This window comes from Paenibacillus sp. ALE3, assembly GCF_054113405.1.
The window spans coordinates 4,015,794-4,028,025 of sequence record NZ_CM134214.1 but is presented as its reverse complement, the minus strand read 5'-3'; the positions used below and the strand labels follow the sequence as shown (position 1 = coordinate 4,028,025).

General features: G+C 47.8%; 10 protein-coding genes. 9 read left to right on the top strand and 1 reads right to left on the bottom strand.

The genetic code is table 11. The annotated features are described in order from the left end of the window. The first annotated feature begins 81 nt into the window (after nucleotides 1–81). From ACXHJ2_RS18045 to ACXHJ2_RS18010, 8 genes are all read left to right on the top strand, one after another. Nucleotides 82–471: a GntR family transcriptional regulator gene (locus ACXHJ2_RS18045; protein ID WP_016821396.1), complete on the top strand. Its 390-nt coding sequence runs from the start codon at nucleotides 82–84 to the stop codon at nucleotides 469–471. Continuing rightward, complete coding sequence (locus ACXHJ2_RS18040) at nucleotides 464–1,366, top strand: ABC transporter ATP-binding protein (protein WP_029516088.1); 903 nt, start codon at nucleotides 464–466, stop codon at nucleotides 1,364–1,366. Before ACXHJ2_RS18045 ends, ACXHJ2_RS18040 begins: the two co-directional genes overlap by 8 nt. Next, nucleotides 1,341–3,437: a DUF6449 domain-containing protein gene (locus tag ACXHJ2_RS18035; protein ID WP_165080314.1), complete on the top strand. Its 2,097-nt coding sequence runs from the start codon at nucleotides 1,341–1,343 to the stop codon at nucleotides 3,435–3,437. The genes ACXHJ2_RS18040 and ACXHJ2_RS18035 overlap by 26 nt, the downstream gene beginning before the upstream one ends. A 176-nt stretch (nucleotides 3,438–3,613) precedes the next feature. Next, the gene (locus tag ACXHJ2_RS18030; protein ID WP_165080316.1) at nucleotides 3,614–4,378 is read left to right on the top strand and encodes a class I SAM-dependent methyltransferase; all 765 of its coding nucleotides are present in this window, start codon (nucleotides 3,614–3,616) and stop codon (nucleotides 4,376–4,378) included. 152 nt (nucleotides 4,379–4,530) lie between these two features. Continuing rightward, nucleotides 4,531–5,985 carry a PstS family phosphate ABC transporter substrate-binding protein gene (locus ACXHJ2_RS18025; RefSeq protein ID WP_165080318.1) on the top strand — a complete coding sequence of 485 codons (1,455 nt, stop codon included), beginning with the start codon at nucleotides 4,531–4,533 and terminating at the stop codon, nucleotides 5,983–5,985. Between the two features lie 157 nt (nucleotides 5,986–6,142). Next, entirely contained in the window at nucleotides 6,143–7,435 is a 1,293-nt protein-coding gene (locus ACXHJ2_RS18020) for a WD40/YVTN/BNR-like repeat-containing protein (protein ID WP_165080320.1), read from the top strand. A gap of 13 nt (nucleotides 7,436–7,448) precedes the next feature. Beyond that, on the top strand, nucleotides 7,449–8,312 hold the full coding sequence (locus ACXHJ2_RS18015) for an aldo/keto reductase (RefSeq protein ID WP_165080322.1): 864 nt from the start codon (nucleotides 7,449–7,451) through the stop codon (nucleotides 8,310–8,312). A gap of 15 nt (nucleotides 8,313–8,327) precedes the next feature. Beyond that, the gene (locus ACXHJ2_RS18010; protein ID WP_040101983.1) at nucleotides 8,328–8,864 is read left to right on the top strand and encodes a mismatch-specific DNA-glycosylase; all 537 of its coding nucleotides are present in this window, start codon (nucleotides 8,328–8,330) and stop codon (nucleotides 8,862–8,864) included. 96 nt (nucleotides 8,865–8,960) lie between these two features. On the opposite strand, the gene ald is transcribed toward ACXHJ2_RS18010, so the two are convergent. Then, complete coding sequence (gene ald, locus ACXHJ2_RS18005; RefSeq protein WP_165080324.1) at nucleotides 8,961–10,091, bottom strand: alanine dehydrogenase; 1,131 nt, start codon at nucleotides 10,089–10,091, stop codon at nucleotides 8,961–8,963. 382 nt (nucleotides 10,092–10,473) lie between these two features. On the opposite strand from ald, the gene ACXHJ2_RS18000 reads away from it, so the two are divergent. Next, nucleotides 10,474–12,138 (top strand): PucR family transcriptional regulator, encoded by a 1,665-nt coding sequence (locus tag ACXHJ2_RS18000; protein WP_165080326.1) that lies wholly within the window; start codon nucleotides 10,474–10,476, stop codon nucleotides 12,136–12,138. Nucleotides 12,139–12,232 lie beyond the last annotated feature (94 nt).

Below are 12,232 nucleotides of genomic sequence, written 5' to 3'. Positions count from 1 at the left end.
AGTACTATTAATGATAGTACAGTTAGAACAGTTGAACATGTATAAATGAATTTGAGCCAGTGTTGAAAGGAGGAAGTCCATGTGTTCGAGCTGGATATCCGCAGCCGTAAGCCGATCTACGAACAGCTTATGGAGAAGGTCAAGGAAATGATCGTGTACGGATCGCTTCAGCCGGATGAGCAATTGCCTTCTGTACGGGCATTGTCCGCTCAACTTACGGTGAATCCGAATACGATTCAGAAGGCGTACCGCGAGCTGGAACGCGAAGGATATATTTATTCCGTTCAGGGCAAAGGCAGCTTTGTCACGCCTACCCAGCAGCAGCCGCAACAAATAAAGCGGGATGAGATTCGGGCGGCATTGTTAAAACTGATGATCGAAGCTGTCCATTTCGGTTTTACACAGCAGGAAGTGGACGACATATACGTGGAAGCTATGCAAACAAAGGAAAGGGGGATGTCCCTTGATTGAATTAAGGGAAGTCACAAAGACATTTACAGAAGAAAAGGCTGTCGATCAGCTTGCCCTTACGGTAAAGAAGGGCTCCATTTTTGGACTGCTGGGCTCGAACGGGGCAGGGAAAACGACCTTGCTCAAAATCATTGCCGGGATTTACCGACCGGATACTGGCAAGGTGCTAATCGGTGGTCAGCCAGTGTATGAGCAGCCTGAAGTCAAGCAGCACATTCTGTTTTTACCGGATACCCCTTATTTTTTCCCGCAAGCGACAATTCGTCAGATGGCCCGGTTTTACCGCTCCATTTATCCAAGTTGGAGTGAGGAACGCTACACACAGCTTACGGATATTTTCAAGCTGGACCCGAAGCGCAAACTTCACCGTTTTTCCAAAGGGATGAAGCGCCAAGCCGCTTTTTTGCTTGCCTTGAGCTGCATGCCTGAGCTGCTGGTTTTGGATGAACCCATTGATGGTCTGGACCCGGTGATGCGTAGAATGATCAAAAATCTCTTGTTCCAAGAAACCGCTGCACGTGAGATGACCGTCGTGATCTCATCGCATAATTTGCGTGAGATTGAAGACATGTGTGATCATGTCGGCATTATGCACCAAGGTCGGATGCTATTGGAAAAAGAGGTAGACGACCTCAAATCCGATACGCATAAGGTACAGGTTGCTTTTCGGGACAGCATGCATGAGGAAGCTGTCTGTAGCCAACTTTCGGTCGTACATAAGGAGCGAAGGGGCAGTGTTCTGCTGCTTATTATCCGGGGTGAGCGAGAGCGGATTGCGGAGACGATTGAAGCGTATGAGCCGCATGTATTCGATTTGCTGCCGTTGACGCTTGAAGAAATTTTCATTTATGAAATGGAGGACGCAGGTTATGACATCCAACCGATTCTTCTGTAGCGGCGGCGTAATTCGCCAATGCCTGAGACAGCATGGCTGGATCGGTCTATTGTACTTGGTAGGATTGCTGTTTACAGTACTGCTGCCATTGTTTATGAGCATTGGTGATGAACAACCACGAGTGGTTTTAAAAAGCTTGTTTGATAGCACAAGCTCAGGTAATGAATTGCAAAAATTAATCTTAACGACCGTACCCGTGCTGGCAGGTGTGATGCTGCTTCGTTTTGTTCAGCGACAGGGGCCATCCGATTTGTATCACAGCCTACCTTTGCGTAGGGAGCATTTATTAACATCACATGTAATTAGCGGTCTTATTCTTTTACTTGTACCTGTATGGCTGACTGCGGGAGTAACTGCTTGGGTTAACACGTCAGTCGAACTGCCTTATATTTTTCATATTAATGATATTGGATCATGGGCACTGGTCGTATCTGTCCTTACGATTTTCCTGTTTACTTTTACTGTGTTTGTAGGGATTTGTGTGGGGCAATCGTTGCTACAGACCGTAGTAGTGTATGTTTTGCTGCTATTGCCTCAGTTTCTATCCATGATGATAGGGCGTTTTCTGGAACGTAATTTATACGGTTATGTGCAAGTGCGAGAAACCGTTGTTCAATATATTAATGGTGGAGAGTTTCGCAGCAGTAATAATGTTTGGGATAACTTATCGCCGTTTGTACGCATTATGGACAATTTGCCGCAGCGCGCCTTTTCCTACATGGAGCTACTTGCCTATTTAGGTGTCTCTCTGTTATTTGTTGCCTTGAGTTATGGTTTGTATCGTAAACGCTTGGTCGAGAAGGCGACTCAGGCCATAGCATTTCCTTTCTTACAGCCTTTGTTCAAGGCAGGAGTCACATTATGCGCCATGCTTGTAATAGGCGATTATTTTTATAATGCAGGTACAAGAGGAGCAAATTGGTCGATTTTTGGGTATGCACTTGGAGCTGTTCTAGGCTATATCGTTGTAGAGATGGTCGTCCGCAAGACGTGGCAAATTGTGCGTGTTCGTGCTTTGGTGGAAATGGTCGTTTACGGTGTGATCATGGGGCTAGTACTATATATCCCGATTTCAGGTTGGTTGGGTTATGAGGGACGGATTCCAACAGCACACTCCGTAGAAAAAGTTTATGTGGGGCAAGAGGAGCCTCTAGGGGGAGATGCAGAAAAAGAAGCTTATTACTCCCAAGACAGGGCCTATATCGCCTCTGTGCTGAATTTACATCGTGAACTCGTACGTGCACATGCAGCTGGCGAGAAATCGTTGTCCAAAAACCTGGCCGTTGAAAGGGCAGTCATAGTCTACCGTTTGGATGATGGTTCCACTATGACTAGGCGTTATACATTCCCGGAAAAGCCTTTCAGGACAGAACTTACTAAGGTGATGGAAGCAGAGCCTTATAAAACGGTAAGATATGAACTGGATAAGCTGCAAGGAAAAGCAGAGACGATTAATATCCAATCCATAGATGATAATGAAAGACGAGTGGTTTTGACCAATCCCAAAGAAACTCGTGAATTTGAAGATATACTCAGAGAAGAAGTATTAAATATGAGTTATAGCGAAATGCAATCACATCGATATCCTCTGGGGAATGTTTCTATTACAAATAAAGAGTCATCCTCTACCAATAACGAACCGAGCTGGAAGCGTGAAATTTCATTTAGTTGGCCGGCTTCCTATCACAAGCTTACAGGTTGGCTAGAGCAAAAAGGTTATGCGGATAAGGTCATCATTGATGCCAAGGATATTTTTTCGATACGGGCTGTTCCTATTATTACTGAAGAGCTTGAACCTTATCAACCCAATCAGTATATTGAAGACTATAAGCTATTTAGAAGAATCCAACAGAAGCACAAAGCAATAACGATTGAAGATCCGAAGCTCTGGAGTACTGTACTGGAAAAGCGTAGATCCTATAACTTTACTCCTAATATGGCGAAGGGTACTTACCTGCTTCAGGTCAAGATCAAACCTTTATTTAGCTCAGATCCCCACACAGGCTATTACTATTTAACTCCAAGCGACATGACACCGGAGCTTGCAAAGGCTTTACCGGCAATTCCTTAAGCTCTAACGAGGGAGAGCGTCTGGTTTAGATGGCAAATGGACGGAGGTAGATGAACATGGGATGGTTGGGACACGACATATAACAACCTGATCGACGGGCAAGAGCTCCTCCACATTAGAACTGATATAAATAGAGACCAATGCGTGTACAGTTCAATAGTGGAGGAGCAAAAAATATGAAATATACAGAAGATCATGAATTTCTACAGTTGTTGGAGCATCATAAACAGTCGTTTTCCGGATGGGATTTTTCATTCATCTCGGATACGGGACGAGTGGCGAGCGAGCCTTTGGACTGGTCTTATGCCAGCAAGGCTTTGGCGTTGATCCATTCCACCAAGGCGATGCTGGATATGGGAACAGGCGGGGGAGAGCTCTTGTCGCAGTTTCGCCCTTTTCCAGAGATCATATGTGCGACAGAGGCATATGCACCGAACATATCTATTGCCAAGCAAAGATTGGAGCCGCTGGGTGTGCACGTGATGGCTATACATGATGACGATTCCCTTCCGTTTGGCGATGCCGGGTTCGATCTTGTGCTGAACAAGCATGAGTCATTTTCGCCAGCGGAAGTGCGCCGTATTTTGCGTCCTGGAGGTACGTTTTTGACTCAACAGGCGGGAGGCCTGGATTGTGCAGGCCTTAACGCTCGCTTGGGAGCACCTGATTACGTGTATGCGGACTGGACTCTTCCTCGGGCACTTGCAGGTTTGAAAAGCAATGGTTTTGAAATCGTAGAGCAGCGGGAACAGTTTCCGATACAGCGATTTTACGATATTGGAGCGATTGTCTATTACTTAAAAGTCATTGAATGGCAGATTGCAGACTTCCAGCCAGAGAAATATATAGAACAGCTGTATGGTCTGTATTTGGACATTAAACGTGATGGGTATTGGGACGTGAAGCAGCATCGTTTTTTGATCCATGCCAGAGCGATATAGAGAAGATTCGATACCAAAGAGGCCTTTCCTGTAGGGGAGGCCTTTTTGCCATGTTTACCATCCTTTCGTATACTAATCTTTACCATAATTGTACAATGAAGAAGCAATGGCTTACAGTCTCATTTTCATTTTTAAGATATAGGGGGATGTACATGTCTGAACCAAAGGAAGTTATAAGCAAGCCGAAAAAGGATGAGTCTGTGCGGTTCGCATGGTTTTGGCCATGGCTGGGCGGTACTTTTATGTTTGGATTGTTTTCAGTCATGTTTAATATAGTTTGGAGTATGGTTGTGGCACCCCAAGTGCAGCTTCTGCTGAGGCATGAAGGTGTAACGGATACAACTGTGATTGTAATACTGCTTCTATATGCATGGATTATCGGTCTCATCTTTGCAGCTTATGGTGCCTTGAGTGCGCGTATGTGCAACATGGGCAAGCTTCCGTTGATGCTGACAGGGCTATTATCATTATTATGTGGGCTGTGGTTGTGGATTGTAGGAATACAAGGGTCAGGTGGTCAACCTGCTGAAGTGTCGGGAGGGGCGTGGGGGCTCTTTTCACTCTATCATGCTTGGGCGGAGCCTGTGTTAGAGGTATTGGGCCCATATACACAGCATGGTGAATTCTGGTTTCTACTGGCTGCACTGCTGCCGATAGTTGGCATGGTAGTAGGAGTTGGGGTGAATCGTTATCCAGCGCTAACCGACAAGAATGGTAAGGTGGATCATAGATGGCAATGGGTTGTTGCCGCGATATCTGCTGCGCTCATCATTGTACTGACGATTACGCTCATGCTTCCTCAACGTCCGTACATTGCGGAAAGGGATTTCCCGGTAGTAGATGGAGCTACAGCGGCCATTCCATTCGCGCAGGATATGCTGCATGAATTGACCGGAATGAGCAAGGTTCGTGCGGCTCACGAACTGAGATTCAACACAACACATCAGGCTTATGTCAATCTGATTGAAAAGAAGGCGGATCTGATACTGGTGGCGGGTCCATCCGATGAGGAATTGCGCCTGGCGAAAAGTCGGGGAATTCAAATGAAGCTCACACCCATCGGGTGGGATGCGTTTATTTTTCTCGTTCATAAAGGCAATCCGGTTAACGGACTTTCTTCGGAGCAGGTACGCAGCATATATGAAGGATCTATTCGTAACTGGAGTGAAGTAGGGGGAAAGAATCAGCCGATCGTTGCTTATCAGCGAGAGGAAAATTCAGGAAGTCAAACATATATGAAGAAGAAAGTGATGAAAGGTCATGACATGGCTGAACCACCTCGGGAACTCCGAATTGGTATAATGGGTGAAATGATTAATGCAGTTGCTGATTTTAACAAGGATCACAATGCGCTCGGTTATTCATTTTATTATTTCGCAAATGTGATGCATAATCGTCAAGAGGTCAAATTTTTATCTATTGATGGAGTGGAGCCTGACAAAGAACACATTCGTTCGAAACAATATCCATTCACAGCCCAACTGTTTGTAGTTACACGCGAAGGTGAGAAACCACGTGCTTCGATGCAACGATTACTTGAATGGCTGCAAAGCGAAGAAGGAACTCGGGCTATTGAAAAAGGCGGCTTTGTTCCTGTAAACTCGTAATCCTATAACGATTCGCATACAGGATTCGCATGCAGTCAGTATCGTATATTCACCGCAAGAGTGAAACCAATACAGCAGAGTAATACATAGAATATGCTTTGCTGTGAGTACCATACCCGCGCAGCAAGTATATCAACAACATAAGGGGATGAACAAAATGAAGAAAAAAACATCGGTTTGGGTGCTTTTGCTCGCCGTAGCCCTAGTAGCAGCGGGGTGTGAATCAAATTCACAAACAGGACAAACAGCTCAGAACAAACCAAAGGATTCTGCAGCGTCACAAGTCAATGGTTCGGGAGCCACTGTGGATACACCGGAACAGCAGACTACTTCTGACGGTAAAAATAGCACATCTCCGTCCAGCACTGACAAATCAGTGGAGACAGGAGGGCAATCAACGACAGATGCTAGTATAGCGAACGTCCGCATGGACAATATTACCGCGCTGCGATTAATCGACGGCCAATCCGGCTGGATCGGCGGTAATGGATGGATTGCCCGAACAGATGCGGCTCCATCCGGTTCAGTCGGTTCAGCTTGGAATGTGCAGTATCAAGGAAAAGGTACGGTTCAACAGATTTTTGCCTTGAATGGACAGCAGGCCTGGGCTGTTATGGAAGATAGCGGTTCACTGCTGGCAACTCTCGATGGCGGCAAGCGTTGGGAAGCTGTCGGGACTGTGCCTGAGCAAGGACAAGCGGGCTTTTTACACTTCGTATCATCCAAGGAAGGATTCAGTGGCAATCAATATACCAAAGATGGTGGACAAAGCTGGTCTTCGCTCCCCGTACCTAGCCACATAGTAGGACAGCCATATTATCATGATCGGCAAAACGGCTGGGCGGTAACTCAGAGCACAGAACGCTCATTCCAGATTTTACACACCGTTAACGGGGGCCAAAATTGGACCCCTGTCATGTCACGAACAACCGAAGGGCCTCTGAACGGAGTAACTATTCGTTCGGTAGAACGGGGCAACGCATGGATTGAGCTGGTTGGAGACACGGGGATGAATCAGACGTCGTATTCGCTTTGGCATACGGCTGATAGCGGACAAAGCTGGCGTACTGTACTGGCAAATTCCACCGCTGGCGGCGGTCCGGCACCGGGTATTGGCCAGCAAGACAATCAGGTTCCCAAAAATGTAGGGACGGCACCAGGCATGCTCTATGCAGTTAACAGCAGTACCGCATTGATGGGAGGCTATTGTGCACCGTGCGACAAGCCTAATACGATTGGTTGGACAACTGACGGTGGCAAGACGTGGAACAATGGCAAGCAAGGCTTTGAGGGTTATGGCAATCAGCAAATCGGGATGGCCAATGCCAAGGAAGGCTGGGCTATTTTCTCGGATTCAGAGCAGGCCCCGATCCTATATACCACCTCGGATGGCGGTCAGCACTGGACGCAGAGTCATGTATTTGACAAGCCTGTGACACCAGGCTCCTAAGGAGGGAATGTAGTTGAGTCAACATAAGAAAAGTGCGATTACATGGACGGACGGTCGTGAAGTACCACTCATCGGGCAGGGGACGTGGAATATGGGCGAAAAAGCCTCACTTCGGCAGGAGGAGGTGCGTGCGCTTCAACTTGGCTTCGAGCTGGGTATGACGCTGGTGGACACGGCTGAAATGTATGCGGAGGGCGGCGCAGAAGAGATCGTCGGGGAGGCCATTCGGGGCCGCCGGGATGATGTGTACCTCGTCAGCAAAGCCTACCCTCATCATGCGGACTGTCAAGGATTGGATCAAGCCTGCGAAGCGAGCCTAACCCGAATGGGAACCGAATACGTGGATATGTATCTGCTGCATTGGCGCGGAAATATTCCACTGCAAGAAACAATACAAGGCATGGAAAAACTGCGTGAGCAAGGCAAAATCCGTAGCTGGGGCGTGTCCAATCTGGACAAGTCCGATATGGAGGAGCTATGGAGCCTGAGTAATGGCGAAGCCTGTGCTGTCAACCAAGTGCTGTATCACGCGGCTTCGCGAGGTATCGAATATGATCTGCTTCCTTGGAGCCGTACGCATGGAGTACCTGTAATGGCCTATTGCCCGATTGCTCAAGGGGGACGCCTGCGTCGAGGACTGCTGGACCATCCTGTTATGGTAGACATTGCTGCCAGCCACGGAGTAACTCCATCGCAAATCGCACTCGCATGGGTCATACGGGACGGTGATGTATGGGCAATTCCCAAGGCGGTACAAGAATCGCATGTACGAGAAAATGCAGCGGCGGCGAGCATTCAGCTCACCCCTGAACAACTTCAACAAATAGACGAAGCTTTTCCTCCGCCAACGAGGAAGCAGCCGCTGGATATGGTTTGAGGAAGGAGGGGCCCGATGACAGAACCAGAGACAGAACTACACGAGGTAGATGATCATCTCGACTATGGATTATCCGTTGTATTTATCGGCTTTAATCCCAGCTTGAAATCAGGCGAGGTAGGACATCATTACGCTAATCCGCGCAACCGCTTTTGGCGCATACTGGAGGGGGCCGGCTTGACGCCTCGCTTATACGATCCATCGGAAGATCGGGAGCTGTTGAAGCTGGGTTTCGGTTTTACAAACATTGTTTCCCGCCCCACCAGGGGAGTGGAGGACATTACCCGTGAGGAATACGCTGAAGGACGTCTGAAGCTGCATGCAAAGCTAATGGAATACCGCCCGAAGGTCGCTTGCTTTGTCGGCAAAGGCGTGTACACCGAATATAGTAAAAAATCCAAAGCGGATTGGGGATTCCAGCCTGAACCGCTAATCCCCGAAATGCATGAATTTGTGGCACCTTCGTCTAGTGGACTGGTGCGCATGTCGTTGGAAGAAATCACGGATATTTATCGCCGTCTCCAAATGTTCCTTTCGTCAGAAGCCGTCTAAATGCGGTTAAATATGTTAGATGCAGTTAGCATACAAAGAACCATACACTTCAATCCCTACTGGGAAAAGTGTATGGTTCTTTGTGCTGCTTTTTTTCTATTGCAAGGTTTTAGTCTGCCATGCCTGTTCCACAGGAACATAAGGATACCCCAGATCACGGGCAACTGCTTCGTAGGTAATATGTCCATTCAGGACATTGGCACCGCTAAGCAGCGGCTTGCTTCTGCGAAGCGCCTCTTGCACACCAAGATCTGCAAGTTGGAGAGCAAAGGGGAGCGTTGCGTTGGTCAGAGCGAGCGTAGAAGTTTGCGGTACCGCGCCTGGCATGTTCGCCACTGCATAGTGAATGACGCCATGCTTTACATAGGTTGGCTGATCATGTGTCGTGATGTGGTCAACCGTCTCAACAATGCCACCTTGGTCAATGGCGACATCGACGATCACTGAACCGGGTTGCATCGTCTGCACCATGGCCTCTGTGACAAGCCGCGGGGCTTTGGCACCGGTAATCAGGACAGCACCGATTAGCAAATCACTTTGCGCCACGGCTTCAGCAATGTTGGAGGGGGTGGACACCAGCGTATGGAGCTGATTGCCAAAAATATCGTCCAGTTGGCGCAATCTTGGCAGGCTCAGATCGATTAGTGTCACATCTGCCCCGAGACCGATAGCGACCTTGGCAGCATTGGTGCCGACCACCCCTCCTCCAATAATAGTCACTTTACCGCGTTTGACCCCCGGCACACCTGCCAGTAGGATGCCTTTACCGCCTTTTGGTTTTTCCAACAGCTGTGCTCCGATTTGTACAGCCATTCGGCCTGCAACCTCGCTCATGGGGGTAAGTAGCGGCAGGCTTCCTTCCACATCTAGCGTCTCATAGGAAATGGCGGCTACGCCGTTGTCTGTTAAAGCCCGAGCCAGTGCGGGCTCGGCAGCCAGATGCAGATAGGTGAACAAAATCAAACCTGGCCGAAAATACCCGTATTCAGAGGGGAGCGGCTCTTTTACTTTGATAATCAGATCCGCCTGGGACCATACATCCGCAGCTTGCTGTACAAGGGTTGCACCCGCAGTGGCATAATCTCCGTCTGTAAAGCCGCTTTCAATCCCTGCATGGCTTTCTACAAACACTTGATGTCCGTGTTGAATCATTTGAGCAGCACCCGCAGGTGTCAGAGCGACACGATTTTCATTGTTCTTAATCTCTTTTGGAATCCCAATTCTCATTCGTCTCACCTCTCCTAAAAATAATTGTTATCCAACGGCAAATGATTGTTTTTAGGGCAGCTACGCTGCAGAATCAATGTTTGTTGATCGTGTTGTCCAACAGCCAAGCATTGTTCTAGGGCAGCTATGCCTGCTATGTTTTAGTGTTGGATGCGACCAAACGAGCGTAGAAAATGGCACTATCATTTGTATGCAGTCTGCTGATTAGTTACATGGACTCAAGCCGATAAAGGCAATTCATGTTAGATTAGGTACAGTTTACAAGGGGTGCGACTCCTTCGCATCATACATTTTGTCGGATTATCTGACTTAAAGGCTCGACTTTTTGATGAATATATGTCATATAAAATGACATAGAAACATACACATAAGGAGAATGCCGATGAAAGGTAAAAAAACATTTACCATTGCGGATGTGCTGGAACGTCCTGTTTTCCGGCGGGCGAAGCTGGCAGCGGGGGAACAGGGCGTAAACCGCCGTGTGGGTTGGGTTCATGTGCTAGAAATCACAAATGTATCCCCCTTTGTGAGCCGTCATGACCTGATTTTGACGACCGGCCTGTGGTTGATCCGGAAGGGGGAAGAGCGCGCCGAGTATATGGAGCAGCTGATCCGCTCGGAAGCCGCGGGATTGTGTGTGGAGCTGGGCACGAGCATCTATGAGATCCCCCCTGAAATACTGGAGTTGGCGGAACAGCATCACTTCCCGGTCATCGTATTTGAGCAGCCGGTGCGTTTTGTTGAAATTACACAAGATATTCACTCTCTACTTATTAACCGACATCATGAACTATTAAAAGATCTGGAGCGATTTTCACGTCAGCTTCAGCAGGAAACCCTACGCAGCACCGATATGAACGCCCTCTTGCGTGTGCTTCATGACTATGCTGCCCGGCAGGTCATCTACATGTCCTCCATTGATACCAATCGATTTGTGCCCTCCGTCCAGCCGGATGTGGCAGACCATATTGCAGATTTTTATGCCAATGAAGTGGAATCAAGTATGACTGCCGATCGTGAAGGACACCTGCTGTTTCACTTGAATGAATCCACTGCTGTCTTGTTTCAGCCTGTTGTATGCTTCGGTCAGGTGTTTTCCGCTGTAGGAGTGGTACTGCATAATGAAATGCCGACGGAAGAAATGTCGCTGCTCATTGATTACACAGCCAAGGCGGCCGCTACATTGGTACTGAGAACACAGTTTCTTGAAGACCGGTTGCTACGTAATCAAAATGAACTGATTCAGGATGTATTGAACGGCCAGCTTCCCAATGAAGAACAGGCCCAGACCCGGATGGGACTGCGATTGTTAACGAAGGGGCGGTATTTATTTTGGGCAGGGGTTATCGAGGTAGAGCATCAGGACAAGGAAGCAAGTCAGGTGCGCAAGGAATCCATCAATCAGGATGTATTAGTGCTGCTTCGTTCTCTGTTGAAAAAAGAAGCGTTGCACAATCTGTTGATGATGAAGGGAAGTCAATGCTACATCCTTTGTGCCAAGGAGGAATTAACGCTGCGTTCCATAGCGCAGATGAAAAAAGTGCTGGCCCATACGGTTCAATATATTCAGAACTATGCCGCAGGACAGCTTGATAAAGTGCGCATTCATGCAGGCTTTGGTAAGGTAAGGCACCGCATGACAGGGACGGACCGCAGTTTTGAAGAGGCATATCAGGTCATTGAAGTCGCGCGAAGCGTTCCGGTCATGAAGGATCGGCTATTTTACGACAGCATCGGAATCTATCAATTGTTGAAGGCGGTGCCTCGCATTCCTTTTCTACAAGAATTTGTACAGGACCATTTGGGTGAGTTGATTGCGCATGATCGTGAGCATCATATGCAGCTTCTGGATACCCTGGATGCCTACTTTCAATGCCATGGCTCCAAGCGTGATACCGCCGGAATTTTGTATATTCATAGGCAGACTCTTTATAATCGACTAGATAAAATTAATGAAATCGTAGAAGGGAATTTGGCAGACTCTGACAAACGTCGCTGTCTGGAAATGGCACTTCTGGCTTACCGGATGCTTCAGGCTGAAAATTGATCCTAAATAACTAGCTCTATTTTCCAATCTACTCATTTACAATGCGTATTAACACTGAGATAATAGAAGAGATAACGGAAATATCTTGAAAGGG